This is a genomic window from Pseudoselenomonas ruminantium, assembly GCF_900113715.1.
In the GTDB taxonomy this organism is placed as follows: domain Bacteria; phylum Bacillota; class Negativicutes; order Selenomonadales; family Selenomonadaceae; genus Selenomonas_A; species Selenomonas_A caprae.
Genome location: NZ_FOQK01000009.1, coordinates 1 through 16,241, shown reverse-complemented (window position 1 = coordinate 16,241; position 16,241 = coordinate 1). Strand labels below are relative to the sequence as shown.

General features: G+C 54.3%; 14 protein-coding genes and 1 rRNA gene. 2 read left to right on the top strand and 13 right to left on the bottom strand.

Going from position 1 to position 16,241, the window contains the following annotated elements; all coding sequences use genetic code 11:
• Nucleotides 1-18: 18 nt before the first annotated feature.
• The 8 genes from BM181_RS06050 to motA form a co-directional block, all read right to left on the bottom strand.
• Nucleotides 19-1,641 (bottom strand): NAD(P)/FAD-dependent oxidoreductase, encoded by a 1,623-nt coding sequence (locus BM181_RS06050; protein ID WP_075442930.1) that lies wholly within the window; start codon nucleotides 1,639-1,641, stop codon nucleotides 19-21.
• A 25-nt stretch (nucleotides 1,642-1,666) separates the two neighbouring features.
• Nucleotides 1,667-2,608, bottom strand: a complete 942-nt coding sequence (locus BM181_RS06045; protein WP_075442928.1) for a CdaR family protein — start codon at nucleotides 2,606-2,608, stop codon at nucleotides 1,667-1,669.
• Nucleotides 2,605-3,444, bottom strand: a complete 840-nt coding sequence (gene cdaA / locus BM181_RS06040) for a diadenylate cyclase CdaA (RefSeq protein WP_075442926.1) — start codon at nucleotides 3,442-3,444, stop codon at nucleotides 2,605-2,607. The genes BM181_RS06045 and cdaA overlap by 4 nt, the downstream gene beginning before the upstream one ends.
• Nucleotides 3,445-3,620: 176 nt before the next feature.
• Nucleotides 3,621-4,643, bottom strand: a complete 1,023-nt coding sequence (locus BM181_RS06035; RefSeq protein WP_075442924.1) for a branched-chain amino acid aminotransferase — start codon at nucleotides 4,641-4,643, stop codon at nucleotides 3,621-3,623.
• Between the two features lie 134 nt (nucleotides 4,644-4,777).
• A complete protein-coding gene (locus BM181_RS06030) occupies nucleotides 4,778-6,340 on the bottom strand; it encodes an NAD(P)H-hydrate dehydratase (RefSeq protein ID WP_075442922.1) in 1,563 nt (520 codons plus the stop codon).
• The gene (gene acpS / locus BM181_RS06025) at nucleotides 6,337-6,714 is read right to left on the bottom strand and encodes a holo-ACP synthase (protein WP_075442920.1); all 378 of its coding nucleotides are present in this window, start codon (nucleotides 6,712-6,714) and stop codon (nucleotides 6,337-6,339) included. The genes BM181_RS06030 and acpS overlap by 4 nt, the downstream gene beginning before the upstream one ends.
• Before the next feature lie 92 nt (nucleotides 6,715-6,806).
• Entirely contained in the window at nucleotides 6,807-7,685 is an 879-nt protein-coding gene (locus BM181_RS06020; RefSeq protein WP_075442918.1) for a flagellar motor protein MotB, read from the bottom strand.
• Nucleotides 7,686-7,689: 4 nt separating this feature from the next.
• A complete protein-coding gene (gene motA / locus BM181_RS06015) occupies nucleotides 7,690-8,463 on the bottom strand; it encodes a flagellar motor stator protein MotA (protein ID WP_075442916.1) in 774 nt (257 codons plus the stop codon).
• Between the two features lie 244 nt (nucleotides 8,464-8,707).
• Between motA and BM181_RS06010 the strand changes: the two genes are divergently transcribed.
• Entirely contained in the window at nucleotides 8,708-9,595 is an 888-nt protein-coding gene (locus tag BM181_RS06010; protein WP_075442914.1) for a LysR family transcriptional regulator, read from the top strand.
• A 44-nt stretch (nucleotides 9,596-9,639) separates the two neighbouring features.
• Here BM181_RS06010 and larA read toward each other — a convergent pair whose 3' ends face one another.
• Nucleotides 9,640-10,914, bottom strand: coding sequence for a nickel-dependent lactate racemase family protein (larA, locus tag BM181_RS06005; protein WP_075442912.1), 1,275 nt, complete (start codon nucleotides 10,912-10,914; stop codon nucleotides 9,640-9,642).
• 84 nt (nucleotides 10,915-10,998) lie between these two features.
• Nucleotides 10,999-12,339, bottom strand: coding sequence for an anaerobic C4-dicarboxylate transporter (locus BM181_RS06000; RefSeq protein ID WP_075442910.1), 1,341 nt, complete (start codon nucleotides 12,337-12,339; stop codon nucleotides 10,999-11,001).
• 472 nt (nucleotides 12,340-12,811) lie between these two features.
• Here BM181_RS06000 and BM181_RS05995 point away from each other — a divergent pair, with 472 nt between their 5' ends.
• Nucleotides 12,812-14,047 (top strand): LL-diaminopimelate aminotransferase, encoded by a 1,236-nt coding sequence (locus BM181_RS05995; protein WP_075442908.1) that lies wholly within the window; start codon nucleotides 12,812-12,814, stop codon nucleotides 14,045-14,047.
• Between the two features lie 56 nt (nucleotides 14,048-14,103).
• Here the strand turns inward: BM181_RS05995 and BM181_RS05990 are convergent, their stop codons facing one another.
• The 3 genes from BM181_RS05990 to rrf form a co-directional block, all read right to left on the bottom strand.
• A complete protein-coding gene (locus tag BM181_RS05990) occupies nucleotides 14,104-14,415 on the bottom strand; it encodes a hypothetical protein (RefSeq protein WP_075442906.1) in 312 nt (103 codons plus the stop codon).
• A gap of 34 nt (nucleotides 14,416-14,449) precedes the next feature.
• Nucleotides 14,450-15,988 carry a hypothetical protein gene (locus BM181_RS05985; RefSeq protein WP_075442904.1) on the bottom strand — a complete coding sequence of 513 codons (1,539 nt, stop codon included), beginning with the start codon at nucleotides 15,986-15,988 and terminating at the stop codon, nucleotides 14,450-14,452.
• A gap of 92 nt (nucleotides 15,989-16,080) precedes the next feature.
• Nucleotides 16,081-16,197 (bottom strand): 5S ribosomal RNA (gene rrf / locus BM181_RS05980).
• Nucleotides 16,198-16,241 lie beyond the last annotated feature (44 nt).

Below are 16,241 nucleotides of genomic sequence, written 5' to 3'. Positions count from 1 at the left end.
AGAAATCGCTATTTAGTATCAACTCTTAATAGTATGCACATTTTTGTCTAAAAATGCAAGTGCCGCTTTCATTCCGTCAACAGCCGCACTCATGATGCCGCCTGCGTAGCCTGCCCCTTCACCCATCGGATAGAGACCCGGCGTGGCCTCAGCCACAAAGCTCACACGGTCGCGGCGGATACGGCAGGGCGCCGACGAGCGCGCCTCGATGCCCGTCATGACCGCTCCTTTGTCGGCAAAGCCCGGAATCTTGCGGTCAAACCACGGCAGAGCTCCCGTGAGCGTCTGCGCCATATAATCCGGCAGCAACGCGTGCAAATCCACGGCCTTGACCCCCGGCTGATAGGTCGGCGTCGTCAGGAACTGCGTGGAGCCTGACGTGCCCCCCAGGAAGTCGCCCACCGTCTGCACGGGGGCATGGTAGTTGCGTCCACCCAGCTCGAAGGCCAGTGCCTCGAGCTTATCCTGCAAGGCCATGCCCGCCAGCACCTCCTGCCCGAAATCGTCGGGGCCCACCTGCACCAGCAGCGCACTGTTGGCAATGCCCGAATCGCGCTTATAATTGCTCATGCCATTCGTGCAGACATGTCCCTCAGCCGACGTCGCAGCGACGACCTGCCCGCCCGGACACATGCAGAACGAGTACGCTCCACGGCCCGTCACAGGGTCCTTGTAGGTCAGTGCGTAATCAGCGACCGGCAGGCGCGGATGACCGGCATCCTCGCCATACTGCGCCCTGTCGATGAACTCCTGCGGATGCTCGATGCGCACGCCCATGGCAAAGGGCTTGGCCTCCATGCGGATGCCCTTGCCCAGCAGCATCTTATACGTATCGCGGGCCGAATGGCCGATGCCGAGGAATACCGATGCGGCGGGCAGCCGCTCCTCGCCGTTGACGATCAGCGCCTCAACAGCCCCGGCCGCCGTGAGCTCGATATCCGTAACCTGAGCGCCAAAGCGCACCTGCCCGCCAAGCCGGATGATTTCCTGCCGGATGTTCTTGACGATGCCGCGCAAGAGATCTGTGCCGATATGCGGCTTATGCAGGTAGCGGATTTCCTCAGGAGCCCCCGCTGTGATGAACGCCTCGATGACATCCTGCATATGCACGTCGTTGATGCGTGTCGTCAGCTTGCCATCCGAGAACGTGCCGGCACCGCCTTCACCGAACTGCACATTCGACTGCACGTTGAGCGCCCCGCCCTGCCAGAACCGCTCGATATCAGCCTGCCGCGTATCGACATCCTGACCACGCTCCAGCACGAGGGGCTGCCAGCCTGCCTTGGCCAGCGTCAGCGCCGCAAACATGCCCGCAGGGCCGAAGCCGACCACCACCGGACGCAGCTCCCTGCCCGTGAACTGGCGCAGGGCCGGCGCCGGCGCCGCTTCGCTCTTGACCACTTCTACGTTCTTGTCGCGCTTGAGGCGCTGCAAGACCTTCTTTTCCGGCTCTGCTACTGCTACATCGAGCACGTAGACAAACTGCACCGGCGCCCCATGATAACGGCGCGCATCTACAGCCTTACGCACAATTACCACCGCAAGCACAGCCTGCGGTGGTAATTTCAAGCGTCTGGCTGCAAGTTCCTCCAAGCAGGTCGCATCGGTGAATGGGACCTGAAAGTTTCTTATGCGAATCACTTGTAACCTTCACTCCAATATCTATTCACTTATCTTCTTTCGCCTTGACGACAAGATGGACTACTACGTCCGGATTCGTGACGGTCACGCCATCCGGCAGGATGAGCTTGACCGTCTTATCCATATTCTTCGTCACATCAGCCAGCGATATCGGCTCTGTCGACAGGGACGATACCGTGCTGGTCTTGGCCTCATCGCCGGCAATCTCGATCTTGACGGGGTCTACCTTGGCGCTGACCAGTTCCAGCTCACCGTTCAGGCTGCCCGTCAAGGCCGGCTTGACCGTGACGATCTTCGTCCGCAGGCCGCGCGCCATCTGTACGGTCACATACATGGACGTCGGATTCACAGTGACGCCCTGTACCTCACGGCCATCCACATTGATCGGCGTCAGCGGTACCTGCAAGGCAAAATCACTGTCGTTATTGCCATTGAGACCGATATAGCCGATCACGCGGTCGACCTCATTGACTGCTGACTCCGGCCCCTCGATGACTACCTTCGAGCTGGCCTGATTCACCTTGGCCACCGTGACTCCTGGTGCCGGGACACCATTGACGTTGATGGTCGCCCGCACGCGCCGCTCGATGATGCGGTCCAGCGTCACATCGATCGATCCCGGATTCTCCTCGACGACCTCAAAGCCCTGCGGCGTCTCCACATGGACCTTATAGGAATGCTTGCCATTTTCCGCATCCTTGAGGTCAACATACGCCTTGAAGTCCTCTGCCGAACTGTTCACGAACAGCGACCGCGCGGCGCGTACCTTGACCTTCACCGTCGGCGTCCCCTGCGTGATCTTATAGCCATCCGGCGCATTGCGGAGCTGCACCTGCACGGTGAAGCTGCTCTCGATGGCCGGATTCTGGTCATTCATGACATAGCCCCAAAGCACGATAGCCGATACCACGGCCACGATTTTGGCGACCAGATTGTGTTGTATCATATGGCGAAACGTTGAAATCATTTCTTCTTCCTCCAATTTCGCACCATATCCCGGATGCTTTCCTGCGGTGATGCAAAGGCCGGCATGAGCACCGCCCGCAGCGTGTCGATGTCGAGATGACGCATGATATGGCCATTTTCGGCCACCGAAATCGTTCCGGTCTCCTCACTGACGACGACCACCAAGGCATCGCACTGCTCCGACAGGCCGATGGCCGCGCGATGACGCGTGCCCAGCTCTGTCGACAGCGACCGGTTCTCGGTCAGGGGCAGCAGGCAGCCTGCTGCAATCAGGCGGTTGCCGCGGATCACGGCAGCACCATCATGCAGCGGCGTATTGACGATGAATACATTGAGCAGGAAGTCCGCCGAGATCAGGCCCTCGATGCGTATGCCGGTCGCACTGATGTCGTTAAGGCCCATATCGCGCTCGATGACCAGCAGCGCGCCTGTCTTGGTCGCCGACAGCTGCTTGACCGCTTTGGTGAGCTCATTGACGACCGAGCGCGCCTGCTCATCATTGAGCAAGGTCTGCGCCCCCCAGAAAGAGCCCTGTCCCAGATGCTCCAGTGCGCGCCGCAGCTCGGGCTGGAACACGATAGGCAAGGCGACAAACAAGAGCGTCACAGTCTTTTGCAGCAGCCACGAAATGACATGCAGCTCAAACCAGCTGCAGATCAGCGTCACCACGAGCAGCACCAGCACGCCCTTGACCAGCGTGATGGCCCGCGTGTCCTTGAGCATCACATAGATCTTATACAGGATCACGGCCACAATTATAATATCGAGCACATCGAACCAGCCGATGGTCGACAAAATTCCATGAAATTGTATCGGCATGGTTATATCAAACGGCATACGCAAAACTCCCTAACTTACTATCTTGTCTCCCTATCATAAAAACTATTCGTGTTCTTGATAAAGAATTCCTTGTTACCGCTAAAAAATTTTAGTACTAAAGTCTTAAAACAAACTGAAAAAACAGAAAAGACCTGCTGAAAGCCAGCAGGTCTTTGCCAAAAACTTCTATGCGCTTATTTGATCTCGCGGATCCAGCCCTCCGGCGCCTCGATGGTGCCCATCTGGATGCCACGGAGCTCGTGGTACAGCTTCGTGAGTACCGGGCCCATTTCTTCCATGCCGCTTGGGAAGCAGATTTCCTCGCCATGGTTCACGACTTTGCCGACCGGACAGATGACGGCAGCCGTGCCGCAAAGGCCAGCCTCAGCAAAATCCTTGAGCTCGGTGAACTTGACCGGACGATGCTCGACCGTATAGCCCAGCTTCTCTGCCAGCATCACCAGCGAACGGCGCGTAATCGACGGCAGGATCGAATCGGACTTCGGCGTGACGATCTTGTTGTCCTTCGTGACGAACAGGAAGTTAGCGCCGCCCGTCTCCTCGACATAGGTGCGCGTAGCTGCATCGAGATACATGTTCTCATCATAGCCATTCTCATGGGCCAGGATATACGGATGCAAGCTCATGGCATAGTTGAGGCCAGCCTTGATGTTGCCCGTACCGTGCGGGGCAGCACGGTCAAAATCACTGACGCAGATCGTGATTGGCTTGATGCCATTCTTGAAATACGAACCGACCGGCGTACCGAACAGGCGGAACTGATATTCATCAGCCGGCTTGACGCCGATGACCGGGCCCGTAGCGAACAGGTACGGACGCAGGTACAGCGCACCGCCCGTCTCATACGGCGGGATCCAATCAGCATTCGCCTTGACCACCTGATCGACAGCCTCGAGGAACATCTCCTCCGGGACCGGCGGCATCACGAGGCGTTTGGCCGAATCCACCATGCGCTTGGCATTCTGGTCCGGACGGAACGTCACGACCTTGCCATCTTTCGTCTTATATGCCTTAAGACCTTCGAATACTTCCTGGCAATACTGCAGGATGCCTGCGCACTCATTGATAACGACATTGGCGTCCTCCGTGAGTCCGCCTTTGCCCCATTTGCCATCTTTGTAGTTTGCTACATAACGTTTCGTGATCGGCTGATAGCTGAATCCAAGATTTGCCCAGTCAACATTTACATTTGCCATGTTCATGCCCCTTTTCTTTTATCAAAGTAACTATATTCTAGTCCTCAGCTATACAGATGTCAATATGTAAAGTGCCTTTTTATCCACTTCCTGCATCATTTTTTTATTTCCGTATTCCTTGCGCGCACATTCGTTTATTGTTTATACTGCATCTCCCGCAATTTCATCCGGGCTGCCGGTAAGTGCTCACGAATATCCGACGCGATGAGCGCCTCGCCCTTCGCCTCTGCTGCCAGGTCGCCCGCGAGCCCATGGAGGTAGACACCCAGCAGCGGGGCCAGCCCGCTTTCCGTCTGCTTCATGAGCCCCGCAATCGTTCCTGCCAGCACATCGCCGCTGCCCGCTGTCGCCATACCCGCATTGCCCTTCGTCGTGAAGAACGCATCCCCATCCGGATATGCGACCAGCGTGCACTCGCTCTTGACCACGAAGACACACTGATACTCCGCAGCTGCCTCGCGGACAATCGGCAGCAGGGACTCCCGCAGTTCTGGCACCGTCACGCCCAGCAGGCCAGCCATCTCGCCGAGATGCGGCGTGAGTACCGGCACCTGCGGCAGCCGGCTCAGATCATCTGGCTGACGGCTAAACGCATAGATCGCATCAGCGTCAAGAATCAGCGGTTTGCTGACACGGGCAGCAAAGAGGCGTACAAGCTCCAATGTTTCTGCCGCCCGCCCGAGCCCCGGCCCAATCAGGACTGCATCATAGGATTCAGCCAGCGAGAGCAGCTGCCCCAGCGCCTCTTCGCCGCCCAGGATGCCCTCCTTCGTCTCTGCCAAGGGCACGGTCATGACCTCGGTGAGCTTCGTCTCCAGGATATCATGCACGCTCTGCGGCACAGCCAGCGTCACGATGCCAGCACCAGCGCGCAGGGCCGACGAAGCGGCCAGTGCTGCTGCCCCCGTCATGCCATGGGATCCGGCGACCACGAGGATGCGGCCACAGCTGCCCTTATGGGCAGCCCGGCTGCGTGGCGGCAGCAGCCCCGCCGCCATCGCATCATCGAGCAAGGCCTGCTTGATTGCCGCATCCTGCAGCAGCTCACCAGGGATGCCGATATCATCGACCAGCAGCTGGCCCGTGAACTCTGCGCCAGGGCTCAACAGCTGCCCCACCTTCGGCAGCCCCAGCGACAGCGTAGCTGCCGCCTGCACAGCCACGCTGGGAACCCGGCCCGTATCCGCCTCGACGCCGCTGGGGATATCAATGGACAGCACCAGCTTGCCTGCACTGTTCACTTCTTCGATCAGGCGCAGCGTCTTCTTGCGCAACTCGCCCTCAAAGCCCGTACCAAGGATACCATCCACGATGCCCTCCGTGAACTTCAAGGCAAAATGCAGCCGGTCCCAATCGCGGTCACTCTCCAGGACATGCATCTCCACGCCCATCGCGTTGAGCGCCTTATGCATCGCCGCTGTTGCCGGCGAGAAATGCGCCATCTCCCCCGCAAGGAAGACCTTGAGCTTCGCTCCCATATTGTGCAGGTGCCGCGCCGCCGCCAGGGCATCGCCGCCGTTGTTCCCGCTGCCAGCCAGCACGCAGACATTCCTTGCCGCCACACCTGCCAGCAGTCTGTCCACTGCTTCAGCCGTCCTATGCCCGGCATTCTCCATCAGCACCAGCGCCGGCAGCCCGTATTTCTCTGCCGTCAGCTTATCGATATTGCGCATCTCTGCCTTCAATGATACCTTCATGTCGTTTCCTCCATCACACATTGTGCCGTTGCATATTCCCTCGTGTGGCTCAGGGAGATCCATACCTTAGCGATTCCCCGCTCCCGTGCCAGCCCTGCAAAATGACCGGTCAGCCTGACCTGCGGGCATCCCAGCGCATCAGGCAGGATCTCGATGTCCTGCAGCGTGCCTTCCCGCAGGCCGGTGCCGAACGCCTTGAGCACAGCTTCCTTGCCCGCAAAGCGCGCGGCATAGCTTTGGGCCCGTTGGGCACCACGGCTCTCACAGTATTGCTGTTCTGCCGCCGTATAGACCCGCGCACAGAACCGCGGATTGGCGATTGCCTTTGCCACCCGCGCCACCTCAACGATATCTGTGCCAATTCCCCGTATCAATGCCTCATCACCTCAACTACCATTATACAACAAATTTCCTTTCCATAGTAAAACAAGCCGACCCGTAAGCCGACTTGTCATGATTCATGAGATCAGTATGAAGTTCCTGCGATCGAACTGCCAGCCGAGCCAGATGTCGACGGGATATGATTCGTCGTGCCACTGGTAGGCATGCCATCCGCACCGGTATCCGGCTGCTCCGTCTTGCCACCGGACTTCTCGTCCGGATTGAACCGGTAGTTGCGGGCAATGAACACCTCTACACGGCGGTTCTTTGCCCGCCCCTCATCGGTCTTGTTGTCCGCCAGCGGCCGATACTCACTGTAGCCGATAGCGCTGAAGCGCGCCGGATTCATCGACGGGTTGTTGGCCAGCAAGGCCTTCATGAAATTCATCGCACGCGTCGAGCTCAGCTCCCAGTTGGACGGGAACTGCGCCGTATTGATAGGAACATTATCCGTATGTCCCGATACGACCACGCGCTCCGGCACCGAGCCTAAAAGCCCGGCTACCACCGGGATGATGGACTGTGCCTGACCGACCAGCTGTGCTGACCCCGACGGGAACAAGGCCCGTTCCTTGATGCGGATCATAAGCCCTTCTTCGCTGAGCTCCGTGCTCAGCTGATCGTCCAGCTGGTTCTGGTCGATATATTCCTGCATTTTCTTCTGCAACTCCTCGAGCTGCTGGTTCTCTACCACATACGCGTGATTACCCTTGTCCTCGTCGGAGGGCATCTCGGCACGACGGCCAGCATTTGGGCCCATCTGACTGAAAAACGAAGGGCCGCCCATGTTGAACGCCGAGCTGAAAGCCTGCGACAGCTCGGACATCTTCTTCTGGTCCGTCTGGGAAATAGCAAACAGGGCGATGAACAGTGCCAACAGGAGTGTCATAAGGTCAGAATACGGCAGGAGCCACGGCTCGCCTTCATGTTCCTCATGAGGCGCAGCATGTTTCTTTCTAGCCATCAAATCACTCCTTCTTCAAACCTTCACGCTCGCTCTGCGGAATGAAGACCATGAGCTTCGCCTCGATCTGCGTCGGCGAATCGCCGGCCTGCAGAGAAAGGATACCCTCGATGATCATGCGCTTCTCGCTGACCTCAGCCTTGGACAGGAGCTTCAGCTTGTTGGCCATCGGCAGATAGACAACGTATGCGGTGAAGATACCGAGGATCGTAGCAACGAATGCTGCGGCGATTGCGTGCCCCAGCTTATTGACGTCGTTCAAGTTACCCAAGGCTGCGATAAGGCCGATAACGGCGCCCAATACACCAAGGGTCGGAGCATACAGGCCAGCCTGCTCCAGCATCGCACGGCCTTCGGCATGACGCTCCTGCATGACTGCCAGCTCCGCATCCAATACATCGCCGACAAAGTCCGGATCCATACCATCGATGACCATGCTCAATCCCGTCCGGAAGAACGGATCATCAATATCCTGTACCTTGCTCTCCAAAGCCAGGATACCTTCACGACGGGCAATCTGGGAAAGCTCAATGAAAAGAGTCAGCAGCTCTGCCTTCTCGTGAAGTGCCGGTTTGAAAAAAACCATCTTGACCAGTCCAGGCAGCTTCTTCAGCTGATTCATATTGAACGCTGTAAACAAGCAGGAGAAAGTACCGCAGATGATGATAAGGAATGCTGCCGGGTTGTTTAATGAGCTGATCGGTGCACCCTTGATGATCATACCTACGAATACGGAGATAAGACCGCCTACTGCACCTATGACTGTTGAAATTTCCAAAATAAAAGCCCTCCTATTTCTTCCAATATCTTCCGTTGATTCCTTGGAATGAAATCCCAAATCTCGCTACATCTACTACTATACACTATTATAATTCCATGTGAATAGTAAAAATCCTACTGCTCCTGCGATAAAAAAAATTTTATTTTTCATGATAAATTTTCATTATCATATCATATATTTGTCAAAAGTATGGTATAATAAAAATATAATAAGACTAGTTTATACAGAAAGAAGCGATAACATGGAATTACGACAACTTGAATATTTCCAGATGGCCAGCCGTCTGCGAAATATCACCCGGGCTGCCGAACGGCTCCGTGTCTCTCAGCCAAACATCACGGTGGCCATCAAGAAACTGGAGGCTGAACTCGGCATCCAGCTCTTCGACCGCAGCCAGAAGCAGCTGTCCCTCACGCCCGAAGGCGCGGTCTTCCTGAATCGCGTCGAACTTGCCCTGCGCAACATCCAAGATGCGGTTCTCGAAGTCAATGACTACAAACAGCTGCAGAAAGGCACCATCAAGATCGGTATCCCACCAATGATGGGTGCTTACCTGTTCCCGAAAATCTTCTCGAGCTTCCAGCGACGCTACTCACATCTCGATATCTTCATGCACGAAGAAGGTTCGATGTCGATCCGCGAGCAGCTTGAACGTGACGAGCTTGATTTCGGCATCATCATCATCTCGGGTGCTTCCAACCATCTGCAGCTGCTGCCGATGTCCAAGAACCAGGTCGTCTGCTGCGTGCCGGAAGACAGTCCCCTCGCCAAGAAAAAGACGCTCTCGCTACAGGATGTCGCCGACGCGAATGTCGTCATGATGAAGGAAGGCTCCTTCCTGCGCCAGACCATCCTGACCAAGATGAGCGCCGAGAACATCACCCCGAACATCGTGCTGGAATCCAACCAGGTCATCACGCTCAAGGGTCTTGTCGCCAGCGGCGTCGGTGTTGCTTTCCTTTTAGATATGGTAGTCGAAGACACACCGGGTGTCAAGGCTATTCCATTGTCCGATCCCATCTATGTCGATGTCGGCCTCGCCTGGAAGAAAGATCGTTACATCTCCAAGGCTGCCCAGTCCTTCATTGACTTCTGCAAGGATCTGCTCAAAAAGAAACAGGAAGCCTAAAAAATGGCTGTGACAAACGGATTTGTCACAGCCATTTTTTAGGCTTATTCTGCCAACAACGGCACCGTCAGGCTGCCAGTCGGCATCAATATGTAGCGGGGATCATCGCCCACATACTGACGGGCCAGCTCCAGCGCCTCTGCCACCGTGTCGACAGCACCGTCGAACAACATATCCTTGGCCAGCTGCCGGTCAAGCCCCGTCACAAGGATGAAATGGGCCTTCTTCGTGAGGCGTGTGACCGCATAGGCCTTATTGGCGCCGATCACGAAGCGCTCTTTGAGCTTGGCCTCGATTGCATCGGCCGTCTTGAGCTCGCGGCAGGCATCCTCAAGGACCTTGCTACCGCTTCCCTCTTCGCATTCCGCCAACAAGATGACGACACCGCCCTGACGCGTCGCGAGCACGGCGTTATCCATCGTCTTCTGCATCTGATAGACATTGATGTCCTTCGGATAGCCGCCGCAGCTGGCAATCGTGATATCTGCCTGCTTAGCGATCGGCACGCCATAGACTTCATCGACAAACTTGCAGGCTTCCTGATGTGCCTTGATATAGTCGCCAGCAAAAATCCGCAGGAAACGGTGCTCTGCATCGAGGATCGCATTGAACAGGATGACACTGCGCCCCTTCGCCCAAAGGGCCACACCCTCCATCTGATCCTCATAGACCGGGTTGCCCTCAGTACGTCCCAGGCCAGCATTGGGGTCCATCATGAAGCTGTGGTTCTTGCGGACCGTCTCCATCGCCGCACAGCCCGGCAGTACCGCCTTGCGACCTCCGCCATAGCCGCTGAAATAATGGTGCACGATGGTTCCCGTCAGGATCACATGATCGCTGTGGCAGATATGCTTATTGATCAGCACTGGCGTGAACCGGCTCGTCGTGCCAAAGTACTCGAAATCCTCCGGCACATTGCAGTCGCTGTTGAACATCTTCAGACGGCCTGCAATCTCCTTGCCCACACCTTCTTCCATTTCCTCCTGGGTCATCAAGCGATGCGTGCCCAGTGAAAAGACAATCTGCATATTGGCATCGGGCACCCCGAGACGATTCAGCTCATTGACGAGCACCGGCATGAAATCAAAGCTATTGGCAACCCGCGTCGGGTCATTGCAGATGAATGTCACCGTATCGCCGGGTTTGATGACCTCATCGATCGGCGGCTGGCCGATCGGATGGTATATGGCATCCAGCACTGCCTGGGAGATATCCGTCAGCGGCTCCACCTTAGGCATCTCAATGACCTTGAGTACCTTTTCCTCATCGAGTTGGAATGATTTGGTTCCATGTCCATAGTGAAATTCATAATCCTTCATCAAAGCCTGCACCTCCAACAGTCCTCATATAGAAAAAGATGACATTTTTCAATGTCATCTTTTTCTTTGCTATCCAGCAATCGATCAATAGAGAATATGAGCCAGTACATAACCAACGCAGCAGCCCGTGAATACGCCCAGCAAACCTGGGATCATGAAGCTGTGGTTGAGGATGTATTTACCAATCTTCGTCGTACCCGAACGGTCAAAACCGATGCAGGCAAGGTCAGACGGATAAGTCGGCAGGAAGAAGTAACCATAGATTGCCGAGATGAAGGAAATGATGACAACCGGATCGGTGCCAATACCCAAAGCCATCGGGACAACGATAGATACAGCAGCTGCCTGCGAGTTAACGAGTTTCGAAGTGAAGAAGGCAATCAGTGCATATGCCCACGGATAGGTCTGTACAGCCGAACCAAGGACTTCCTTGAGGAATGCCATATGGTTGGAGAAGTACGTATCTGCCATCCAGGCAACACCGTATACCGAGATGACTGCAACCAGACCAGAACGGAATACCTGGCTGTTGCCAACATCTTTTGCCTTGATCTTGCAAGTGAAGAGAATGATCGCACCCATGAACAGCATGATCATCTGGATGACCGTCGTCATGGAGATGGCCTTCATGACACCCTTAGCATTCGGGAAATGCGGCAGGAGCTGCGGGTTATTGCCCAGGAAGGCAATGACGATGATGCCGATGAAGAAGATGTACATCGCATGATAATACGAAGACGGGAGATCTTTGTCGATGAGACTTTCCGTATCACCATAAACGTACTCTTTAGCCTCCGGATCCTTGATGAGTTCCTGGAACTCCGGATCGTCTTCCAGATCCTTACCACGGGAATAGCTGTACATAGCGGCAACAATTACACCGCACAGCGTAGCCGGAATCGAAACCATGAGCAGGTTCAGTACCGTGTACGGCAGGCCAGCAGCGGAGAAGAAACCGATGAAGCCGACCAGTGCAACCGATACCGGCGATGCGCTGATACCCATCTGCGAGGAAACCGATGCAACAGCCATCGGACGCTCCGGACGGATGCCCTCTTTGATGGCGATATCATAGATGATCGGGAACATCGTGTAAACAACGTGGCCCGTACCGCAGAGGATCGTCAGCAGCCAAGTCGTGATTGGCGCATACAGCGTGATGCGTTTCGGATTGCTGCGCAGGAATTTCTCTGCGTACTTCAGCATGACCGTAAGACCACCCGACGTCTGCAGGAAGCCGGCGCAGGTAACAACCGCCATGATCGTGAGCATTACGTCAACCGGCGGTTTGCCCGGCTGATAGCCGAACACGAACGTGAAAATGATAAGACCGATAGCACTGACAACAGCCAGGCCGATGCCGCCATGACGCACGCCAACAATCAAGCATGCGAGCAGCACCAGAAAACCAAGAAGCATTTCCATAGTGAAAACTCCCCTTCCTAAAAAAATAAACACAAAAACTCTTCCGTGCCCATTGCCTTACCTAACTGTCAAGCTCCCTACTCAACCATAGATAAGACCGACACAACATCTAGATCGATTGTATCGAATCCCCCTTGGCATACTAATTCTGCATAGCCTTCATATTTCCTGCTTCCATAAAAAATATTTTATCAACTATTCAGAAAAGTGCCAACTGTGATACATTCGGTCTAACCCTTGCTTATTATACTACAAAGTAATTTTATAAGTAAATACTATTTATTATAAAATTATTTAATGATTATTGTCATTTATCTTAACTTAAGTATCATTAATCATACTCAGTTACAAAAGAGCAAACTAAATCAAGCAAAGAAAAAAATTTCGATTTATTTATTGAGAATGCATATTAATGTGTTATAATATGCTAAAAAGTTATATTAGTAAACACATACTTCAGGAGGTTTTATTTATGGCATCTATTAATGATAACTATCTGAAATTGCCAGGAAGCTATCTTTTCGCCGAGATTGGACGCCGGGTTGCGGCATTCAAGGAGGCACATCCTGAGGCAGACATCATCCGCCTCGGCATCGGCGATGTTACCCAGCCGCTGCCAGCAGCCTGCATCGAGGCCATGCACAAGGCCGTCGATGAGCTTGCCCATGCCGATACGTTCCGCGGCTATGGCCCAGAGCAGGGCTATTCCTTCCTGACTGATGCCATCATCGAGCATAATTATACCCAGCGCGGTATCCATATCGATTCCGATGAGATTTTCGTCAGCGATGGCTCCAAGAGCGATTGCGGCAACATCCAGGAGATCTTCGGCCTTGACAACAAAGTCGCCATCACGGATCCTGTATATCCGGTATATCTTGACACCAACGTCATGGCTGGCCGCACGGGCACGTTGCAGGCAGACGGTCATTTCGAGGGCGTGACCTACCTGCCTTGCGACGCCAGCAACGACTTCGCGCCTGCCCTGCCGGCCGAGCGTGTTGACATGATTTATCTCTGCTGCCCGAACAATCCGACGGGCACGACGCTTTCACGCGCCGAGCTCAAGAAATGGGTAGACTATGCACGGGAAAACCAGTCTGTCATCCTCTTCGATGCTGCCTACGCAGCCTACATCACAGAAGATGACGTTCCCCGTTCCATCTACGAGATCGAAGGTGCCAAGGAGGTCGCTATCGAGTTCCGCTCCTTCTCAAAGACGGCCGGCTTCACCGGCACGCGCTGCGGCTATACGATCATCCCCAAGACGGTCAAGGGCCGCGCTGCTGACGGCACGCTTGTTGAGTTCAACAAGCTCTGGAACCGCCGCCATACGACGAAGTTCAATGGCACGGCCTACATCGTCCAGCGCGGCGCTGCTGCTATCTATACGCCGGAGGGCCAGCAGCAGGTCAAAGAGCTCGTCGGCTACTACATGGAAAATGCCCGCATCATCCGCGAAGGACTTGAGACGGCCGGCATCAAAGCCTATGGCGGCGTCAATGCTCCGTACATCTGGCTCAAGACCCCGAATGATATGCCGTCGTGGGACTTCTTCGACAAGCTGCTCACAGAAGTCAATATCGTCGGCACGCCAGGCGCAGGCTTCGGTCCCTGCGGCGAGGGCTACTTCCGCCTCACGGCTTTCGGCAACCGCGAGAATACACTGCGCGCCGTGGAACGCATCAAAACAAAATTCCATATCTGATTTTCCTTGCAGATACAAGAAAAGACAGGCCTCAACAGCCTGTCTTTTTTATATGCTCAATGAAAAATGAAATTCATCAGCAGCCATGCCACAATGCCTACCCCAGCCAAGACCAGCAGCACTGGCATGACGGCAAAGACGAAAATGCCTGCCACCGCCAGCAGGACCAACACGATAGCGATCCGTGTCAGCCAGGTGGAATTGCTGAAAAGGAGATCCTTCCAGCTCAGCGTGTGGAACGTAATCCGCTGATACGGATCTTGCTTCGGTGCCTCTTCAGCACCAGTATTCTCATCAATGGTTACACCATCATAATCATTTCGTTCGGAATTCGACATGACGCGAACCTGTGGATTCTTATCTTCCATTCACGTACACCTCCATGAAAAGGCATCACATATACTATTCCCAATACAGGGAGCGGATAAAACCTTCCTCTGTCAGGTACCTGGGATCGAACCGTACCGTCCCCAGCTGGACCCGCACATCATCCATGCAAGCAAATACATCCTCTGCCGACGTGCCTAAAAACTTGACGATCTCAGGGACCGAAACAACATCAGAGCCATTGATCTCCGCAAACTTCAGGAACACCGCCGTAACCAGCACCGACTTATCGACCAGCTCATACGCCTGCCCCAAGGCAGCGATATAGTCCGAAAACAAACGGCAGACAAGCTGGGCCGAATATTTGCTGATGCCAAACTTCAAGGAGAAGCGCACCAGCCCCCGGCGATCTTCCTCTGACAGCTGCCAGATCACATTTCCTGTCCGCTTTACCGGCGGCTTGACCACATGGTTCGGTACAACGTTGAGCTGCGCGAAATGCGCCAAGATATTCATCGTATGGCGCACAGCCCCTGCCTCACGGACTAGAAAGGCTTCGAGGGTGGCCTCAGGCTGCTGGTATTTGAAGAGTTCGTACTGCTTGAAGATCTCCTGGCGCATCCGCCGCTGCAGCTTGCGGCTGGCAGGAAGTATCGTAACATAGTTGAGCATCATGACACCCTTGTTGTGGACATGTCCATACAACAGGCAGTCATCGATGCCGCCATCCATCAAGATCGGCATCGGCAGCTCTATGGGTTCATCCGTAAGCAGATTATGGCAGGAAACAAAATCGACATCATAATAATCGAGTGCATAGATCCCAAACTTTGCCTGCATCAGATCCAATAAGATATCACATTCCGCCGCCGACAGATTCTCTTTCTCCAGGCGGTAGTAAAAACGGATCGGCGTCTCATCCGAGGCCAGCATATGATAATCAAACAGGAAGAAATCCCAGAAGCCTATCCAGAAGGACTGCTGGTCTTCCTCCGGCAGCCTGCTGTAAGTATCACCATCCGGCCCCACAAACATTGTCATGGCCCGGTCCATATCGGAACGATACTTCGCCTGCTGGAAAAAATCGTCCATGCGATGCAGCAGGGCATCCATCATCTGATTCAGCTGCTGCATGTCTTCATCGGAAACCTCGTCCTGATGCTCCAAGGAATTATAGAATTCGTCCTGCATGCGACGCGGCGGCATGACAAAGTTTTTCTGCAGATAAAAGGACTGTTTCACATCGTGCAAGAACGAACGCAGATCCTCTTTAGGACTATTCTTGCAGGCAAAGCTGAAAAAATCCTCAATAAGCGCCACGATTTTCATCACTGGCGCCTCTTCCAGCACAAATTCCTTGTCGTCCTGCGCATAGCGGTAAATCACCTCGTGAAGATCATTGATGGTCAATGACTCCAGCGAGTAGAGATGCAGCTGCTCAACATAGGAAAGCAACAGCGAGATAAGTACCCAAATCCGTCTGAGTTCCTCGTCATCAGCCCCCTGCCAAGCCTTGCGGCGCAAATATTTCTCGACGACATTTTGAGGCAAGATCATATCATAGTTGAAATCGCTTTCGTAGAAGTGCTCTACCAAAACATATACATTACTCATAACTGCGAGTCCCCAATATATATATAGTCACAAAGTGTATTATAACATAATGGATGAAAAAAAGACACCCGCCATACGGATGTCTTTTGCTTAACTGGCAACTCCCTATCCTCCCAGTCCGTCTCCAGACAAGTACTTTCGGCGTATATGTGCTTAACTACTGTGTTCGGTATGGGAACAGGTGGAACCACATAGCCAGCGTCACCAGATATTTGATTGAATGAACCATGTCCACTCAAAACTATACAGAAGA

Excerpts from the sequence above, each read along its gene's own strand:
- cdaA (WP_075442926.1), bottom strand. The coding sequence starts at position 3,444 with ATGCCGTTTGATATAACCATGCCGATACAATTTCATGGAATTTTGTCG.
- BM181_RS06010 (WP_075442914.1), top strand. The coding sequence starts at position 8,708 with ATGGAATTACGACAACTTGAATATTTCCAGATGGCCAGCCGTCTGCGA.
- BM181_RS06030 (WP_075442922.1), bottom strand. The coding sequence starts at position 6,340 with ATGAAGGTATCATTGAAGGCAGAGATGCGCAATATCGATAAGCTGACG.
- larA (WP_075442912.1), bottom strand. The coding sequence starts at position 10,914 with ATGAAGGATTATGAATTTCACTATGGACATGGAACCAAATCATTCCAA.
- BM181_RS06045 (WP_075442928.1), bottom strand. The coding sequence starts at position 2,608 with ATGATTTCAACGTTTCGCCATATGATACAACACAATCTGGTCGCCAAA.
- BM181_RS05985 (WP_075442904.1), bottom strand. The coding sequence starts at position 15,988 with ATGAGTAATGTATATGTTTTGGTAGAGCACTTCTACGAAAGCGATTTC.
- BM181_RS06000 (WP_075442910.1), bottom strand. The coding sequence starts at position 12,339 with ATGGAAATGCTTCTTGGTTTTCTGGTGCTGCTCGCATGCTTGATTGTT.
- BM181_RS05995 (WP_075442908.1), top strand. The coding sequence starts at position 12,812 with ATGGCATCTATTAATGATAACTATCTGAAATTGCCAGGAAGCTATCTT.
- BM181_RS05990 (WP_075442906.1), bottom strand. The coding sequence starts at position 14,415 with ATGGAAGATAAGAATCCACAGGTTCGCGTCATGTCGAATTCCGAACGA.
- BM181_RS06020 (WP_075442918.1), bottom strand. The coding sequence starts at position 7,685 with ATGGCTAGAAAGAAACATGCTGCGCCTCATGAGGAACATGAAGGCGAG.
- BM181_RS06035 (WP_075442924.1), bottom strand. The coding sequence starts at position 4,643 with ATGGCAAATGTAAATGTTGACTGGGCAAATCTTGGATTCAGCTATCAG.